13 protein-coding genes are annotated in these 17,304 nt (G+C 41.3%); 11 read left to right on the top strand and 2 right to left on the bottom strand.

Annotated features, from left to right (window positions below; translation table 11 throughout):
- Positions 1-158: 158 nt before the first annotated feature.
- Together leuS and ACFINS_RS01390 are read left to right on the top strand one after the other, a co-directional pair.
- Entirely contained in the window at positions 159-2,801 is a 2,643-nt protein-coding gene (gene leuS, locus ACFINS_RS01385; protein WP_375705873.1) for a leucine--tRNA ligase, read from the top strand.
- Positions 2,788-3,396, top strand: a complete 609-nt coding sequence (locus ACFINS_RS01390) for a hypothetical protein (RefSeq protein ID WP_375681268.1) — start codon at positions 2,788-2,790, stop codon at positions 3,394-3,396. Before leuS ends, ACFINS_RS01390 begins: the two co-directional genes overlap by 14 nt.
- Here the strand turns inward: ACFINS_RS01390 and fsa are convergent.
- Positions 3,393-4,046 carry a fructose-6-phosphate aldolase gene (gene fsa / locus ACFINS_RS01395; RefSeq protein ID WP_375613172.1) on the bottom strand — a complete coding sequence of 218 codons (654 nt, stop codon included), beginning with the start codon at positions 4,044-4,046 and terminating at the stop codon, positions 3,393-3,395. The genes ACFINS_RS01390 and fsa overlap by 4 nt on opposite strands.
- 1,150 nt (positions 4,047-5,196) lie before the next feature.
- Here fsa and ACFINS_RS01400 point away from each other — a divergent pair.
- The 9 genes from ACFINS_RS01400 to ACFINS_RS01440 all read left to right on the top strand — a co-directional run bounded on the left by ACFINS_RS01400 (position 5,197) and on the right by ACFINS_RS01440 (position 16,321).
- Entirely contained in the window at positions 5,197-7,392 is a 2,196-nt protein-coding gene (locus tag ACFINS_RS01400) for a primosomal protein N' (protein WP_375705786.1), read from the top strand.
- A gap of 98 nt (positions 7,393-7,490) precedes the next feature.
- A complete protein-coding gene (locus tag ACFINS_RS01405) occupies positions 7,491-7,655 on the top strand; it encodes a hypothetical protein (protein ID WP_375682913.1) in 165 nt (54 codons plus the stop codon).
- Positions 7,656-8,412: 757 nt separating this feature from the next.
- Positions 8,413-8,994 carry an ATP synthase F1 subunit delta gene (atpH, locus tag ACFINS_RS01410; RefSeq protein ID WP_375686004.1) on the top strand — a complete coding sequence of 194 codons (582 nt, stop codon included), beginning with the start codon at positions 8,413-8,415 and terminating at the stop codon, positions 8,992-8,994.
- On the top strand, positions 8,994-10,529 hold the full coding sequence (atpA, locus tag ACFINS_RS01415) for a F0F1 ATP synthase subunit alpha (protein WP_273790513.1): 1,536 nt from the start codon (positions 8,994-8,996) through the stop codon (positions 10,527-10,529). The genes atpH and atpA overlap by 1 nt, the downstream gene beginning before the upstream one ends.
- Before the next feature lie 20 nt (positions 10,530-10,549).
- Entirely contained in the window at positions 10,550-11,461 is a 912-nt protein-coding gene (locus ACFINS_RS01420) for a F0F1 ATP synthase subunit gamma (RefSeq protein ID WP_375705787.1), read from the top strand.
- Between the two features lie 19 nt (positions 11,462-11,480).
- Complete coding sequence (gene atpD / locus ACFINS_RS01425; RefSeq protein ID WP_375611724.1) at positions 11,481-13,106, top strand: F0F1 ATP synthase subunit beta; 1,626 nt, start codon at positions 11,481-11,483, stop codon at positions 13,104-13,106.
- Positions 13,107-13,214: 108 nt separating this feature from the next.
- Positions 13,215-13,631 carry a F0F1 ATP synthase subunit epsilon gene (locus ACFINS_RS01430; RefSeq protein ID WP_375705788.1) on the top strand — a complete coding sequence of 139 codons (417 nt, stop codon included), beginning with the start codon at positions 13,215-13,217 and terminating at the stop codon, positions 13,629-13,631.
- Positions 13,632-13,654: 23 nt separating this feature from the next.
- Complete coding sequence (locus tag ACFINS_RS01435) at positions 13,655-15,283, top strand: MFS transporter (protein ID WP_375638260.1); 1,629 nt, start codon at positions 13,655-13,657, stop codon at positions 15,281-15,283.
- Between the two features lie 30 nt (positions 15,284-15,313).
- Positions 15,314-16,321 carry an HlyD family secretion protein gene (locus ACFINS_RS01440; RefSeq protein WP_375611727.1) on the top strand — a complete coding sequence of 336 codons (1,008 nt, stop codon included), beginning with the start codon at positions 15,314-15,316 and terminating at the stop codon, positions 16,319-16,321.
- A 469-nt stretch (positions 16,322-16,790) separates the two neighbouring features.
- Here ACFINS_RS01440 and ACFINS_RS01445 read toward each other — a convergent pair whose 3' ends face one another.
- Positions 16,791-17,075, bottom strand: a complete 285-nt coding sequence (locus ACFINS_RS01445) for a hypothetical protein (protein WP_375611728.1) — start codon at positions 17,073-17,075, stop codon at positions 16,791-16,793.
- Positions 17,076-17,304: the final 229 nt, after the last annotated feature.

The raw sequence follows: 17,304 nt of genomic DNA on the forward strand, positions 1-17,304 counted from the left end.
GCTTTACCTTTTTTGTTCAAGAGTTGGTCGTTTTTTTTTAAAGTTTTATAAAATACTTAGGGAAATATTTCACGAAAATGTTGACGATGAGGTTAATCCATGGTCAAGCATAATAAAACAAGTTTTTGGTTCAGTTTTATTAAAAGAGTATAATGGGAATGACGATTGAGCATTATAAGATAGGCGAACGCTATAATCCACGGGCGAGAGAAAAAAAATGGCAAGAAATTTGGGATGAAAAGAAAATTTTTCAGACTGTCCAAGAAGATGCTCGTGAAAAATATTATGTTTTAGAGATGTTTCCTTATCCTTCTGGCCGTATTCACATGGGGCATGTGCGCAATTATGCCATGGGGGATGTGGTTGCACGCTATAAACGCGCCAAGGGGTTTAATGTGCTTCATCCCATGGGGTGGGATGCTTTTGGGATGCCGGCTGAAAATGCCGCTATGCAAAATAAAGTGCACCCTAAAACTTGGACCTATCAAAATATTGCGGTGATGCGTGGGCAATTAAAACAATTAGGGCTCTCGATAGATTGGACTCGGGAATTTGCGACTTGTGATGAGGAATATTACCACCGACAACAAATGTTGTTCCTTGATTTCTATCAAAAGGGGTTGGTAGCACGTAAAGTGGCTAAGGTGAATTGGGATCCTGTTGATCATACTGTTTTGGCCAATGAACAGGTTGTTGATGGGCGGGGATGGCGTTCTGGTGTGTTGGTTGAACAACGTGAGTTGACGCAGTGGTTTTTCAAAATTAGCGACTTTAGTGAAGATCTCTTGGCAGGGCTTGAAGAGCTGAACCAATGGCCGGAAAAAGTTCGCACCATGCAAAAAAACTGGATTGGAAAATCACAAGGTTTGCTGATTCGTTGGGCTTTAAAGTCGGCGGGTGATGCTGATGATGTTTGTGAGAAATTTGATGAGGTTGTTTGTTATTCAACGCGTCCTGATACACTGTTTGGCGCTTCCTTTTTGGCTCTGTCTGTTGATCATCCTATTGCACAAGCTTTGGCAAAAAAAGACAAAGCGTTGAGTGCTTTTATTGAAAATTGTCGGTGTGGTGGAACGACAACGGCAGCTCTTGAAACAGCTGAAAAACAAGGGTTTCTCACGCCCCTTTTGGCTGTTCATCCTTTCGATTCAACAGTACATATTCCCGTTTATATCGCGAATTTTGTGCTTATGGACTATGGAACAGGGGTTGTTTTTGGTTGTCCAGCTCATGATCAGAGAGATTTCGATTTTGCGCGTAAATATGATCTTCCAATAAAACCCGTGGTTTTACCAAAAGGAGAGCAAGCAGAAGATTTTGTTATTACTGAAACACCTTATACGGGTGATGGGGTGATGATCAATTCTAGTTTTTTGGATGGTTTGACACCCCGACAAGCTTTTGAAGAAGCTGCTAAAAAGCTTGAAAAACAAATGCTCAATGGGCAACCGCAAGGGAAGAAAACAGTGCAATTTCGTTTGCGTGATTGGGGGATTTCGCGTCAACGTTATTGGGGGTGCCCCATTCCGATGATCCATTGTACAACTTGTGGGGTTGTTCCTGTTCCACGTGCCAATTTACCGGTTGTGTTGCCTGATGATGTTACTTTTGATCAACCAGGAAATCCTCTTGCACGACATGAAACATGGCAGAATGTTACTTGTCCTTCCTGTGGTCAACCTGCCAAACGCGAAACCGATACCATGGACACATTTGTTGACTCTTCTTGGTATTATGCACGCTTTACGGCTCCTTTTGCGCAGGAACCTGTTGACAAACAAGCAACAGCTGAATGGTTGCCTGTGCAACAATATATTGGTGGAATTGAGCATGCCATTTTGCATCTTCTTTATGCGCGCTTTTTTATGCGTGCCATGAAATTGGTCGGTCATGTGACGGTAGATGAGCCTTTTAAGGGGCTTTTTACCCAAGGGATGGTGGTGCATGAAACCTATCGAGATGATCAAGGGTGGGTTTCTCCAGCAGAAATTTCGATTGTTGAAAAAGATGGAAAGCGGTGTGCTTATAAATTAACCGATCAAAGTGAAGTGACGATTGGTTTGATTGAGAAAATGTCAAAATCAAAAAAGAATGTCGTTGATCCTGATGATATTATTGCATCTTATGGCGCTGATACTGTGCGTTGGTTTGTGTTGTCAGATTCTCCTCCCGAGCGAGATGTCATTTGGACAGAATCTGGTGTTGAAGGTGCACATCGCTTTGTACAGCGTGTTTGGCGCCATGTGGCTGTGAGTGCTTCTATTTTAAAGGATGTGGCGCCTTGTGCAGGGCATCAGGGAGCGGCTTTGGAACTCTCAAAGGTCGCACATCGCACGCTCCACGCTGTAGAAGATGATTTGGAAAAATTCGCTTTTAATCGGGCTATTGCACGCCTTTATGAATTCTTGAATATTATGGCGCCGTTGTTAAATAGGATAGAAAGTGTTGACGATGAAATGAAAGCTTCTTTACGTCAAGCCATGGATTTTTTTCTTGCTATGATTGCACCCATGATGCCCCATTTAGCAGAAGAATGTCATGCTGCTTTAGGGGGAAAAAATTTAATATCTGCGCTTGCTTGGCCTATTTATGATCCCACGTTAACCGTTGCGGAATGCTATACTTTGCCAGTACAAATTAATGGTAAAAAACGTGGTGAGGTGAGCGTTGCAGCAACTGCTGATGAGGTGATGATTAAAGAAGCGGTTTTGGCGTTAGATTTTGTAAAGGCGCAGCTAATTGAAAAGCCTGTGAAAAAAATCATTGTTGTTCCACAAAGGATTGTGAATGTCGTTTTTTAGAAGTTCTATTCTTGTCATTTTAGCTGGTGTATTCACACTGTTGTGTGGATGCAAAGTTGAACCGCTTTACCGTCAAGAGTTGCAGAGTGCAATGACAATGGATTCTGCTTCTTATGGGAATCCTGCTTCTGGATACCCTTCTGGACAAGCTTCTTTGGGATTAGCGCAAAAGCTTGCTTCTATTGTTGTGGAAGAACCTTCGGATCGTTTTGGACAAATGGTGTGCAACCATCTGCTTTTTCTTTTGTATGGAAATGGTGCTAAACCTTCTCTACCTGCTTATCAATTGGCATTACAGATATCCGTCTTTACAAGAGAATCTATGCAGATAGAGGTTGATTTCGAGAAAAAGAGAAAGGGACGACCTTCTGTTGGAACTGTTATGAGCAGAGCTTCTTACACTTTGCAGGATATGAAAAATACTCTTGTTGCAAAAGGAACAGCAATGATGAATGCATCTTTTGAGCGACTTCGTCAAGAATATGCAACGCTGCAAGCAGAAGAAGATGCAAAAAAACGTGTTGCGGAAGAGTTGGCTGAACAGATCTTTTTGTTACTTTCAAAAGATCTTTCCAATAAAAATTCTAGATATTAAGCAATATTTTGTCCTGTTTTTTTCCAGTCGTCGAGGAATATTTGCAACCCTTTGTCGGTGAGAGGGTGTTTGACCAGTGCTTTTAAGATTGCTGGTGGAACTGTTGCAATGTCAGCACCACTGAGTGCTGCTTCTTTGACATGATTAACGGTGCGGATTGAAGCGGCCAAGATTTGTGTTTCAAAGTTATAGTTATCATAAATTGTGCGAATTTCATGAAGCAGTTCACTTCCATCATTTCCACAATCATCAAGTCTACCAATAAAAGGTGAAACGAATGTTGCGCCTGCTTTGGCGGCTAATAAGGCTTGATTGGCAGAAAAACAAAGGGTGAGATTTGTTTTTAGTCCTGCTGCTGTGAGGGCTTTACAGGCTTTTAATCCATCGAGTGTTAAAGGAAGCTTGATACAAATATTGTCGGCAATCTTTGCTAAAACAGCTGCTTCTTTCATGATGCTTTCAAATTCTGTTGCTGCAACTTCAGCAGAAACAGGTCCGCTAACGAGAGCACAAATTTCTTTTGTAACATCAAGAATATTGCGTCCTGATTTTAGGATAAGAGAGGGATTGGTGGTAACACCATCAACAAGGCTTAAATTCTGTAACTCTTGAATTTCTTCAATATTGGCGCTATCCACAAAAAATTTCATCTCTAACCTCTTCTTTTTAGCTTTATCCTATTTTTTGTTATGCGCTATTGTTGACTGCAAAAGCAAGAGAAAGAATTAATATCTGTGTAAAGAACAAGAATGCTATGGTGTTAATCATGTACCCGTTTTCGGTAAAGAAATATGATTTATCGTTTCCACACCCATTTCATAGTGTTACTCGTGATAAGGTATAGAATTCATTGCGTACCAACATTTTTGCGTATTGGCATCTTTGCGTAGCGGTGTTTTTATATTTATGGAAATAAGCTAGCATTATCAAACACTTTGCTCATTTCCTATTTGCGATTGCTCTTGATATTTGAGAGTGCATCATAAGATACCTTCCTTTTTTAGGGGGTATGTTTAACTTTGTTTTTGATGAAAGCGGATGGATTTATTTTGTCGTAAAACACTGTTGAAGAACGCCTGTAAAATTTTACGCATGAAGGGTTTTTTTATGGTCAATTACATTGATTTATTCTGTGTTCTCCATTCTTCAACAATACGCTTTTGTGCTGCTTGTATTGTTGCTTGATTCTCAATCAAGCTGAAAGATGTATACACGTGTTTTCACGTTTTGGCACAAAGCCAAGGTGAATATTGTAACGGCTCCATTTGCAATATTATTCTCTCTATAATTAAAATCATGGGATACTCTTTCATCAATAAGGATTTACAAATGTTCCTCGATGGGGTTGAAATGAGAAAAATTATCGTATTGAGGGTTTTTATTACAATAGGTAGAATAATGATTATATCTTTATAAATCAGTTTGTTGAAGATAAATTGAGATATGAGGCGGTAAAAAAATAAAAGTGTGCGTTGGGAAGAAGTCATATTATGGGATCGCTTTGTTGAAGGATGCACTTAACCGATAGCATGTTGAATGCTTAATAGTGATGCGCTTTATTTGCACAGAAGAATGGCGCTGTTTTTTTTGCTATAGAGTTTTTTATTATAGACGATGAGATTGGTTCTTTTATTGGCACTTTGGTGATGAAATGAGTATTAAAAAGAATTTTTGTTAGAAAAGTGTTGTAATCGGGGGGATTGAATCCTGCAATGAATTTTATAAGAGTGTTTAAAGATTAAGGTTTAGGCCTGTTGGTGTTCAATAGGTCGTAGATTGGTTTAAAAGATGAATTCAAACATGATAGAGGAAAAGATTGTATCCGTATTGGTTCCTCTTCCTGTTGCTCACGCTTATAGTTATAAAGTTCCATCTTCTATGGAGGTGAACGTTGGTTCCTTTGTTCGGGTTCCGTTGATGGGGCGTGAGCTTTGCGGTTTTGTTGTGGACGTTGGAGAGCAGACAGCCGATGGGCAAAAGTCTGCTCCTGTGGCGCGTGAAAAATTACGCTCTCTGCTTCATGTTTTTGATTGTCCCCCATTAAAGGCAGAAATGATCACATTTTTGCGTTTTGTTAGTCGCTATACAATGGCATCTTTTGGTCTTGTAGCGCGATTGGTTTTGTCGGTACCGGCTGCTTTAGAGCCGGAAGCGCAGATGCTGGGTTTGCGATATTGTGGTGGAAATGTAGAACGTCTCACACCAGCGCGATCACGGATTTTGGAATTGGTGCGTAATGAGAAGATATGGACACGTTCTGGTCTGGCACATGCGGCTGGAACTTCGGTTTCTGTTGTTGAAGGTTTAAAAGCGCTAGGAATTTTTGAAGATGTTAAGGTTCCTGCTCCTGATCTTGTGGCAATGCCTGATCCTGATTTTTGTCCTCCTCAGTTGCAGGGAGCGCAAAATGAAGCAGCAACATTATTGCGGGAAGGTGTTTTATCTTCTCAGTTTCAAGTTTTTTTGCTTGATGGTGTTACCGGATCAGGAAAGACAGAGGTTTATTTTGAAGCGGTCGCTCAAGCCTTCAGAGGAGGTAAGCAGGTTTTAATTTTATTGCCGGAAATTGCTTTAACGCAGCAGTTTTTAGATCGTTTTTATGCACGCTTTGGCGCTGCGGCAGCAGAATGGCATTCTGATCTGACGCCACGTCGTAGAGAACGCGTCTGGCGGCAAGTTGCAGAAGGGCGGGTGCGTGTCGTTGCGGGGGCTCGTTCAGCACTTTTTCTTCCCTTTCATGAGCTTGGCTTGATTGTTGTCGATGAAGAGCACGATAGCGCTTATAAACAAGAAGAGCGCATTTTTTATCATGCGCGTGATATGGCTGTTGCACGGGGCTCTTTTGAGCATTTTCCTGTTATTTTATCTTCAGCAACACCGTCGATTGAAAGCCAAGCCAATGTTTTAAAAGGGCGTTATCAAAAGGTGCATTTACCTTCCCGTTTTAAAGAAGTTGCACTTCCACAGTTGCGGGTGATTGATATGCGCCAAGGAGGAGTGCAAAAGGGGCGCTTTATTTCCTTTGCTCTTGAAAGGGCTTTAAAACAAACGCTTGATAAGGGCGAACAAGCTCTTCTTTTTCTTAATCGTCGTGGTTATGCACCTTTGACTTTATGCCGAATTTGCGGACATCGTTTTCATTGTACCGATTGTTCAAGTTGGTTGGTCGAACATCGTGCGCAAGGGCAACTGAAATGTCATCATTGTGGATATCATGAACCACTTCCTGAAGCCTGTCCTGAATGCGGGACATTAGATCATCTTGTGGCTTGCGGACCGGGTGTGGAAAGAATTGCCGAAGAAACACAAATGCTTTTTCCTCAAGCGCGATCATTGATTCTTTCAACAGATCTCAAAGGAGGGATTGGGAAGTTGCGAAGCGAATTACAAGCCATTGCAAATGGCGATGTGGACATTATTATTGGAACACAGTTAGTCGCTAAAGGACATCATTTTCCCAAGCTCTCTCTGGTTGGTGTTATTGATGCTGATCTTGGTCTTGCCAATGGCGATTTACGCGCAAGTGAACGTACCTATCAGCTGCTTTCTCAAGTTACCGGAAGAGCAGGGCGTGTGGGATTGAAAAGTTTAGGATTATTGCAAACTTATCAACCAGATCATCCGGTCATCAAAGCCTTACTTGCATGCCAGCCAGAAGATTTTTACACACGTGAGATTGCAGCGCGTCAGCATTATCATTTGCCCCCCTATGGGCGGCTTGCCTCTTTGATTGTGTCTGCACAACAGCGCCAAGCAGCAGAATATTATGCGCGCGCATTGCGTCAGGCAGCGCCACGGGAAAAAAATATCTCGGTTATGGGACCAGCAGAAGCGCCTTTGGCTTTGGTTCGGGGGCGTTATCGTTTTCGGCTTTTGCTGCAAGGACAGCGTTCTTTTGATATACAAGGGTTTATACGTGCAATGCTTAGCGGTACACCCAAAATGCCCAGTTCCGTTCGGGTTCAAATTGATATTGATCCGCAAAGTTTTTTCTAAAACCAGTATCGCATAAAGTGAAGGTCTCTTTGCTTAAGGTGCTTTACTTGAACTCTTATATTATTCAGAATAAGCATCCAGGCAGCAAAATATGATACATGTCCATTGCATTAAGTGGAGCCACGGGAAAAAATATCTTTGTTATAGAACCAGCAGAAGGGCCTCTCTTCTTCGAGGGCACTATCATTTCGGCTTTTACTTCTTTTTTGTATGAGGGACAGTATTCTTTTGATAGGCGGATTATAAGGGCTGAAAATGCTTAGTTGTACACCCAAAATACCCAATTCTATTCGCGTTCAAATTGATATTGATCTATGTTTCTTCTAAAATCAGTGCAATATAGTGCCATATAAAGTGAAGCTACGCGGGCTTAATGAAGGGCGTGATTTTGATAAAAAAATTTGAAAAGAGAGAATTTGTCGATATTTGAAGCTTATCCGGTATGAAAAATGATATATTATCATTATAAATCAATGTTTTGTATATTTAAAGAGTGTGCTTACAAGAAAATATTACTTGGTGAAATTTTTTAAAAGGAGTGGGTATTTGAAGAAAAAAGATCAATGTTTTCTTTAATTTTTAGGAGGATATTCATTGTTTTTTCTTTCTTATCAGTTTGAAATAATAGACTTTTTCAATCGCAGCTGCATCTCATTAAAGGTCTTGTGGTGATAAAGGGAGTGTTTTTTTATGGTGACAAGAGCGTTTGGTGGCAAGGGCATTTGAAGAAAAATCAAAGAGAGTGAAAAAATCGCTCAGAGAATGTCAAAAAGAGGCATAAAAAAACTGTGATGCCATCCTGTATATCTAAAAAAAATGCTTTTCAAAAATATTTTGAATATTTTATTAAAATTTTTAAAAAGCAGCGATTTGTGGTGTTGCGAGTCGGCTATGTCTATGCTAGAAACCAAGTGATTTTTGTTCTAGGTTTTAAGAAAAAGATTCTTAAGATTGAGAATGTCTGTTTCATTTCATCTGATAACTATCAGAGAGTCGCTCAAGGGAAAGAGGCGGTATTTCGTGTCGGATTCATTTTCTCTCATACCGCTGCCGTTGGTAGATCAACGCTATGCGCAAGCGCTTTTTGATTGCGTTCAAGAAGCCGGAAACGTTGAAAAGGTTGAAAAGGCAGTAGAGGATCTTTTGCTTGTTTTGGAGCATAAGGATTTAAAACGCTTTGTGCTTAGTCCATTCTTTTCAGTTAAAGAGCAAATTAAGGTGATGCAATCTGTTTGTGCAAACATCAAATTTGCTGATAAAAATGCAGGGCAGGTCATTGGTAATTTTTTACGCGTTATTGCCACAAACCGTAGGCTTAGTGCTGTATTTGGTATTTTACGTGCTTTCCAGCATTGTGTTGCACGCGCTCGTAGGCAGGTTACTGCGCAAATTGTTTCTGCGCGCCCCTTAAGTTCTCAACAAAGACAAGAGTTGTGTGAGGCTTTGGAAGGTGTTGTTGGAGGAAAAGTCTTGCTGCACATCGTTGTGGATCCAACAATTCTTGGTGGATTAATCGTTCGTGTGGGGTCGTCTCAAATTGATACGTCTCTTCTCACAAAATTGTCTTCACTTAAGCTTGCATTGAAAAAAGAGGTCAGCTGATGGATATTAGACCATCTGAAATTTCAAAAATTCTAAAAGAGCAAATCAAAAACTTTGACCAAAAGGCTGAGGTTTCAGAAATTGGTTGGGTTCTCTCTGTAGGGGATGGTATTGCTCGCGTTTATGGTTTGGATAATGTCCAAGCAGGGGAAATGGTCGCTTTTCCAAACGGTGTGCGTGGTATGGCACTCAATTTGGAAGTTGATAATGTTGGTGTGGTCATTTTTGGCTCAGATCGTGATATTCGTGAAGGTGATTGTGTAAAGCGGTTAGGTGCTATCGTCGATGTTCCTGTGGGGCCGGCTTTGCTTGGGCGTGTGGTTGATGCGTTGGGAAACCCTATCGATGGTAAGGGGCCCATTAAAGCAACAGAGCGTCGTCGTGTCGATGTTAAGGCTCCTGGAATTATTCCGCGTCAGTCTGTCCATGAACCGATGTCGACCGGATTGAAAGCGATTGACGCACTCATCCCTATTGGACGGGGGCAGCGTGAATTGGTGATTGGTGATCGCCAAACAGGAAAAACAGCAATTTTGCTCGATACATTTTTAAACCAAAAACCTTTTCATGAAAAAGGGGCTGGACGAGAGCAAGACAAAGTTTATTGTATTTATGTGGCTATCGGTCAAAAACGTTCGACGGTGGCACAATTCGTTAAAGTTTTAGAAGAACGTGGAGCGCTGGAATATTCTATTATTGTTGCAGCGACCGCTTCTGATCCAGCACCACTGCAATTTATTGCACCTCTTGCTGGGTGTGCTATGGGTGAGTATTTCCGTGATAATGGGCAACATGCTTTGATTGGTTATGATGACTTGTCAAAACAGGCGGTGGCGTATCGTCAAATGTCTCTTTTATTGCGTCGTCCTCCAGGTCGTGAAGCTTATCCGGGAGATGTTTTCTATCTGCATTCGCGTCTTTTAGAGCGGGCTGCGAAGTTGAATGCGGAAAATGGATCTGGGTCGTTGACAGCTTTGCCAGTTATTGAAACGCAAGCAAATGATGTTTCTGCCTATATTCCTACAAATGTGATTTCGATTACTGATGGGCAAATTTTTCTAGAGACTAATTTGTTTTATCAAGGAATTCGTCCTGCTGTAAATGTTGGTCTTTCTGTATCGCGTGTTGGTTCTGCTGCACAAATTAAGGCGATGAAGCAAGTTGCTGGCTCGATTAAAGGTGAATTGGCGCAATATCGTGAAATGGCAGCTTTTGCGCAGTTTGGCTCTGATTTGGATGCGTCAACCCAGCGTTTGTTAAATCGGGGTGCGCGCTTGACAGAGCTGTTGAAGCAGCCACAATTTTCTCCGCTCAAAACAGAAGAACAGGTGGTGGTTATTTTCGCGGGTGTGAATGGCTATCTTGATGCTTTGGCGGTTTCTGATGTTGCGCGGTTTGAGCAGGGACTTTTAGTGCTTTTGCGTAGTGATTATCAAGATCTCTTAAAGGCAATTGCTGAGCAAAAGCAAATAACAGATGAGCTGAAAGATAAGTTGATAACTGTTCTTGATACTTATGCGAAAAATTTCTCGTGATGAATTGATGGAATGCTTGAATGGCTTCACTAAAAGATCTTAGAGACCGTATCGCTTCGGTTAAAGCAACACAAAAGATTACCAAAGCTATGCAAATGGTTGCAGCGGCAAGGTTGCATCGTGCTCAAGAGGCAGCGCAGTCTGCACGCCCTTATGCGAAGAGAATGGCTGATATTTTGACCAGTGTTGCTGCTGATGTAGATGGTGTTGATGCGCCTACTCTTATGCGTGGTACGGGGCGCGATGATGTGCATCTTTTGGTGGTGTGTACTGCTGAGCGCGGTTTGTGTGGTGCTTTTAACGTGCAAATTGCTCGTCGTGCACGTGAACAGATTAAGGCATTGTTGGCGACTGATAAAATAGTAAAAATTATCACTGTGGGTAAAAAAGGCGCGGATATTTTATCGCGTGATTACAAAGGCTTGATAATTGATCATATCGATTTGCATGCTGTAAAGCGAATTGGTTTTGCAGAAGCAGTGATGATTAGTCAACGGATTGTTGATTTATTCAATGAAGGCGCTTTCGATGTTTGTACGCTGTTTTATTCTGAATTTGTTTCCGTAATTAATCAGCGTCCAACAGCTTTGGATTTGATTCCAATGGTTGCTCCAAAAGCAACTGTTAGGGCAATAGATATTGTGGAGCAAACCGATCATAACAAAGGTTCACAATCGATTGTTTATGAATATGAACCTGATGCTGCGTCTCTTTTAGAGGCCCTTGTACCACGTAATCTTTCGGTGCAAATCTTTCGGGCTTTGCTAGAAAATGTTGCTGGTGAAATGGGCGCCAAGATGACAGCTATGGATAATGCATCGCGCAATGCGGGTGAAATGATTAGTAAATTGACGGTGGCTTATAATCGTCAACGTCAAGCACAGATTACGACAGAATTGATCGAAATTATTGCGGGCGCTGAAGCGCTTTAAATGGAGAAGGTAAGGATTGATGGTAAAAGCAGTAACCTCAAGCAAAGGAACAGAAAAAGGTGAAAAAAAGAAACCAGCTGCTCGTTCCAGCGTGAAAAAAGCCGCTTCGAAATCTCAAGTGGATGTAAAGGCTTCCTCTGTACCTGCGCGTGATGCAGCTAAAGATACACCTGTAAAAAAAGATACATCCGCAAAAAAAGAAGAGCGTGCAAAAGGCGCTGTTGGTGAAATCAAGCAGATTATTGGTGCTGTCGTTGATGTGCAATTTGAAGGTGAATTGCCAAATATTCTCAACGCTTTGGAAACAGAGAATTTAGGTAATCGCTTAGTATTAGAAGTTGCGCAGCATTTGGGTGAAAATACTGTGCGTACGATTGCTATGGATACGACTGATGGTTTGATGCGGGGCCAAAAGGTTGTGGATACAGGCACACAAATTAGCGTTCCTGTAGGAGAAGCAACGTTGGGACGTATTATGAATGTGATTGGGGAACCGGTGGATAATGTGGGACCAATCGCTTCAACCAAAACACGTTCTATTCACCAAGAGGCACCTGAATATGTTGAACAATCGACTGTTTCGGAAATTCTTGTCACCGGTATTAAAGTCGTGGATTTGTTAGCCCCTTATTCTAAAGGAGGTAAAATTGGCTTGTTTGGTGGTGCTGGTGTTGGAAAAACCGTTCTCATTATGGAGCTTATAAACAATATTGCAAAGGCACATGGTGGCTATTCTGTATTTGCTGGTGTGGGAGAACGTACACGTGAAGGAAATGATCTTTATTATGAAATGATCGAAAGCCGCGTGAATGTGAATCCAAAAGAGAATAATGGTTCAACGGAAGGGTCAAAGTGTGCCCTTGTTTACGGGCAAATGAATGAACCACCAGGAGCGCGTGCGCGTGTGGCTCTTTCAGGATTGACAATTGCAGAAAGTTTCCGTGATGAAGGACAAGATGTTCTCTTCTTTGTGGATAATATTTTCCGTTTCACGCAAGCAGGAGCTGAGGTGTCTGCTCTTTTAGGGCGTATTCCTTCTGCTGTGGGGTATCAGCCAACTTTGGCAACAGATATGGGGGCGTTGCAAGAACGTATTACTAGTACAAAAACAGGCTCTATTACTTCCGTTCAGGCAATTTATGTTCCGGCAGATGACTTGACGGATCCGGCGCCGGCAGCGTCTTTTGCTCATTTGGATGCAACAACTGTTCTTTCGCGCTCTATTGCGGAAAAGGGGATTTATCCAGCGGTTGATCCGCTTGACTCTTTCTCGCGTATGTTGGATCCATTGATTGTGGGGGAAGAGCATTACACTGTTGCTTGTCAAGTGCAAACCATTTTACAACGTTATAGAGCGCTTCAGGATATTATTGCTATTCTTGGAATGGATGAACTTTCTGAAGATGACAAATTGCTGGTGGGGCGGGCGCGTAAAATTGAACGTTTCCTTTCGCAACCTTTCCATGTTGCGGAAGCCTTTACTGGTTCACCGGGGAAACTCGTTCCTTTGGAAGAGACAATCAAAGGCTTTAAGGGGCTTTGTGCTGGCGATTATGATGATTTGCCAGAAGCTGCTTTTTATATGGTTGGTTCGATTGATGAAGCACTTGAAAAAGGAAAGCGTCTCATGGCAGAGGCTTCTTAGTAAGAAGCTTCTTATTCAAGAGAAAACTGTCATGGGTATTTTTCGTTAAAAAGGACGAGTCGTTGGAGAAAACGGAGAGTCCTTATATCGGGTATTGTGGAGACTTTTGTGGAAAACAATAGAGAAGAGCATTTTTTATTTGAGCTTGTATCGCCTGAAAAAATTGTGTTTTCAGAGCAGGTCGTGTCTGTTGTTCTTCCTTCAGCCTCAGGTTATTTGACAGTTATGGCGCACCATGCGCCATTGGCGGCAAGTATTGTGTTGGGCAGTGTTCATGTTCGCACCTCTTTGGGTGAAAAATTATTTGCTGTATGCGGGGGCGTTGCAAATATTACCTTTTCGGGCTGCTCTTTATTGGTAGAGCACGTTGTGGCTGTAGAGAATCTTTCTTTTGATGTATTAGAACAGCAGATTTTGCAGATTCAAGCGACGTTAGAAGGAGGGACAAGTGATGAGGACAATCATAAAATAGAGGCTTTTTTCCAGCAGTTGTCAGCTGATGGTGCTGTGTTGATAGAAGCGTAGCAGAGTATACAGGAAAAGATGACATGAGCGGAAAAAAGAGTACGGTTGTGTCTGCTAAAAGGAGTGCAAAACCTTTTCCTCATCCTGGTCGTGTCTTTGCCGGACCTTTGCCAAAGTGCTTTGTTTATATTTTTGCTTCTCTTATTTTGCAATGGGCTTATGGTTTAGGGGCTAATATTGTTCAGTCTAACATTGTCCATCTTACGGGTGATTTTCATGCAACTTTGGCCGAGACGACATGGCTGGTAGCGGCTTATATGGCGCCAAATGTGAGTGTAGCGATTATGTTGATCAAAATCCGCTATCAATTTGGGCTGCGCGCTTTTGCTGAATTATCAATTCTTGGCTTTGTTTTGGTTTGCGTGTTGCAGCTCTTTGTTACGGATTTGCGTTCTGCATTGATTATTCGCTTTTTTGCTGGGATTGCTGCTGCTCCTTTGGCTTCGCTTGCGCTGCTTTATATGATGGAGGCTTTTGCTCCAGCAAAGAAGTTTACTGTTGGTCTTAGTTTGAATTATATGAATGCGGCTTTAGCGGCACCTTTATCACGTTTGATTTCTCCTGATTTGCTGGAAAATGGTGGTTTTTCCAGTCTTTCCGCTCTGGAAATGGGGTTGGTTCTTATCAGCTTGGTCTGTATCTATACTTTGCCTCTTACTCCTGTTGTGCGTAGTAAGGTTATTCAAAAATTAGATTGGATAAGCTATGGTTTGATTGCTCTTGGTCTTGGATTAAATGCTGTGATCATGTCTGTTGGCATATTGTATTGGTGGTATGAAGCACCATGGATTGGTTGGGGGCTCGCACTTGCTATTTTCTCGTTGGCTATTGCTATTATTATTGAGCTTAATAGAGAAAAACCGTTGATTGATCTCCGTTGGATTTTCAGTAAAGAAATGGTCCAATCTGTTTTTATTTTATTTATTTTTCATGTTTTTTTATTGGAGCGGTCAAATTTGCCCGTAGGGTTTTTTAATCTTTTTGGTTTGCTCAATCGTGAGATGGCGCCCATGTATCTTGCGGTGACATTAGGGATTCTGTTAGGGGGGGCTGTTTGTGTCTTTTTTTTACGGGCGGGGCGTGAGGATTATTTTTATTTGTTGTCTTTGGGTTGTTTGGCGTTAGGAGCTTATTTAGATAGTCATGTAAACCATTTAACGCGCCCACAAGATATGATGTTGAGCCAAGGGTTGGTGAGTTTTAGTTATGCACTTTTTTTGCCTCCTGCTCTTTTCAAAGGGTTTGTGATCGCTGGTGAGCGAGGACCGCGTTACGTTTTAAGTTTTATTGCTGTTTTTTTGCTAACGCAAGTGACAGGGGGATTGATGGGGTCGGCTTTTTTTGGCAGCCTTCAGTTTTATTTTGCCCATAAGAACTTTGAGTCCTTAACACAAAATATTATTATTACTGATCCGCTTATTTCTGGTGAGATGAATACTTTATTTTCGCCTTCTTATGGTGTTTCTGTTCCCAATGGCTTGAGAAGTGAGCAGGGTACTTCTATGTTGATAGAGAAATTTAAGTTAACAGCAAATATTTTTGCTTATGATGACGTTTTTCGGCTTTATTTTTATATTTCAATGGTTGTATTCGTTATTTTTCTTGTCACAATGATTGTTAAGTCATGCTCTTTGCGTGCATTAGAAAAGTAGAGTAATGTCATAGAAAGAGGGGTGCAAAAAATGATAAAAAAATTACGGTCAAAAGCTACGATTGTTGCATTCCTATCGGGCATTACGGGTGTTTTGCTGATTTTGTGGGCTTGGAGGCTTCCTCCTTTTGTGAGTAACATTCAAATAACGGATAATGCTTCTATTAAGGGCAATGTTACTCTGGTTAGTTCACAGATCTCTGGGGTGATTGCACGGATTTATGTGCAAGATTATCAACGTGTTGAAAAGGGAATGCTGCTTTTTGAGCTCGATGATTCTCTTTTTCGGCAGCAGCTTGCACGGGCACAGGCTGTTCTCGATTCAAAAAATGCAAAACTGGCAAGTATTGAATTACAAGCACAGCTTTTGCAGGGCGAAATTAATACAGCAGAGGTGGAATTGGCGCGTTCACGAGCATTTTCCAATGTTGTTCCAGATAGTAAAAAGTTAGGTTTTGGTGATGCGGCAAGTTCTGTTTCTCGTCCTCTTTCACAACTCTTGACAGCTCTCGAAACAAAACGCCAATTGCAAAAACAATTGGATCTTGAACGGCAAAGTTTACAGTCAGAAATTGCGGGAGCGAAGGTGAGTGTTGAGTTGGCAAAACTTAATCTCGATCACACAAAGATTTTATCTCCTCGAACAGGCTATATTGGATTAGTTGGAGCGCGGGTAGGGCAATATGTTATGCCGGGGACACAATTGGTCTCTGTTATTTCTGATGATATTTGGATTATTGCTAATTATAAGGAAACGCAACTTTCTCAGATGCGTGTGGGACAACCGGTTGTTTTTTCTGTTGATGCATTGAACAACAAAAAGTTAACAGGGCGTGTGGTTCGTTTTGCACCTGCTACAGGCTCAGAGTTTTCATTGTTAAAAACGGATACGACAATTGGTAATTTTATCAAAATTGCGCAACGTATTTCAGTACGGATTGCTTTAGATCCTGGGCAGGAAGGGATTGAAAAACTCATTCCTGGCATGTCCGTGGTTACCTATGTAGATACTTCGCAGCGAGTCGATTCTGGAGGATGAAATTTTGGGTTTTTTCAGTTTAATTTTTGCGTCATTTACTTATAGCAAGTGGTTGTTTACATTGGAAGATTTCGTTTGGTTTGCTATACTACATGTTTTAAAGCTCTTAGGCTTCTTATACTTTTATGTCATGATGTAAAATAATGTTCCTTAGAATATTAAAGCGCATGCATCTTTACTCACTTCCATTTCTTTTGAACTAACTCAGTAGGGGGTGGAGTATTGGAAGCTTTGCCTGTGGTTTTGCACAACACTGTCCTTTGAGGTGTGGTGTCACCGCATGTTTGGAAGATGGGGGTAGGGGGGGATGCCAGATAAAAAACTGGATTATAGACTGGGTCGGATGGGAAACTTATCCTTTTGGGAGAGGGCGTAAAGTTAGGAGGAAGACGTAAAGTTTATATTTTGTAAACCATAAAAATGCCCGTTTTGAGGCGGGCATTAAAAGGGAAGGTTATTGGTTGTGTTATTAATTTTTACGGATCAGTAAGAAGCTTACTAAAACGACTCCTGCTGCTAATGCGAGGGTTTTTTTAGGATTTTCTTTCGCTTTTTTCTTTAATTCTGTAGCATGTTCGTTGAGGTGATAAAGTGCGTGACGGCCTTTTTGTTTCCATGTGTTAAACAGCTCAGAAATGTTTTCAAAGCTATCATTTTGAAAACTCCAATGATTTACGGGGACCAGCTCTCTTTTTAATTGTGCTATACGTTTTTTAATTTTAGCATTTTTTCTATGGGGTGAAAATAGACACATTTATTGACTCCTTCATATGTTAAATTGTTGCGTGACAGGTGGAATTGTGTTTGGGGTTTTGCTATAACGGCTTGAAAATTGAAAGGTTGCATTGATAATGCCGCGCGTGGGTGAGATGAGAGTTAAGAGTTTGGGTTTAATGAGGCATTTCTTAATGTGCTTGAGTTTATTTCGTGATGGTGTTTGTTAAGGATGTAAGGTAAAAATTTTTACAAAATGGTGTAAGATT

This window comes from Bartonella sp. AA2SXKL, from assembly GCF_042197205.1.
Taxonomy (GTDB): domain Bacteria; phylum Pseudomonadota; class Alphaproteobacteria; order Rhizobiales; family Rhizobiaceae; genus Bartonella.

Coding starts and splice junctions, on each gene's coding strand:
- leuS (WP_375705873.1), top strand. CDS start 159: ATGACGATTGAGCATTATAAGATAGGCGAACGCTATAATCCACGGGCG.
- ACFINS_RS01390 (WP_375681268.1), top strand. CDS start 2,788: ATGTCGTTTTTTAGAAGTTCTATTCTTGTCATTTTAGCTGGTGTATTC.
- fsa (WP_375613172.1), bottom strand. CDS start 4,046: ATGAAATTTTTTGTGGATAGCGCCAATATTGAAGAAATTCAAGAGTTA.
- ACFINS_RS01400 (WP_375705786.1), top strand. CDS start 5,197: ATGATAGAGGAAAAGATTGTATCCGTATTGGTTCCTCTTCCTGTTGCT.
- ACFINS_RS01405 (WP_375682913.1), top strand. CDS start 7,491: ATGTCCATTGCATTAAGTGGAGCCACGGGAAAAAATATCTTTGTTATA.
- atpA (WP_273790513.1), top strand. CDS start 8,994: ATGGATATTAGACCATCTGAAATTTCAAAAATTCTAAAAGAGCAAATC.
- ACFINS_RS01420 (WP_375705787.1), top strand. CDS start 10,550: ATGGCTTCACTAAAAGATCTTAGAGACCGTATCGCTTCGGTTAAAGCA.
- atpD (WP_375611724.1), top strand. CDS start 11,481: ATGGTAAAAGCAGTAACCTCAAGCAAAGGAACAGAAAAAGGTGAAAAA.
- ACFINS_RS01435 (WP_375638260.1), top strand. CDS start 13,655: ATGAGCGGAAAAAAGAGTACGGTTGTGTCTGCTAAAAGGAGTGCAAAA.
- ACFINS_RS01440 (WP_375611727.1), top strand. CDS start 15,314: ATGATAAAAAAATTACGGTCAAAAGCTACGATTGTTGCATTCCTATCG.
- ACFINS_RS01445 (WP_375611728.1), bottom strand. CDS start 17,075: ATGTGTCTATTTTCACCCCATAGAAAAAATGCTAAAATTAAAAAACGT.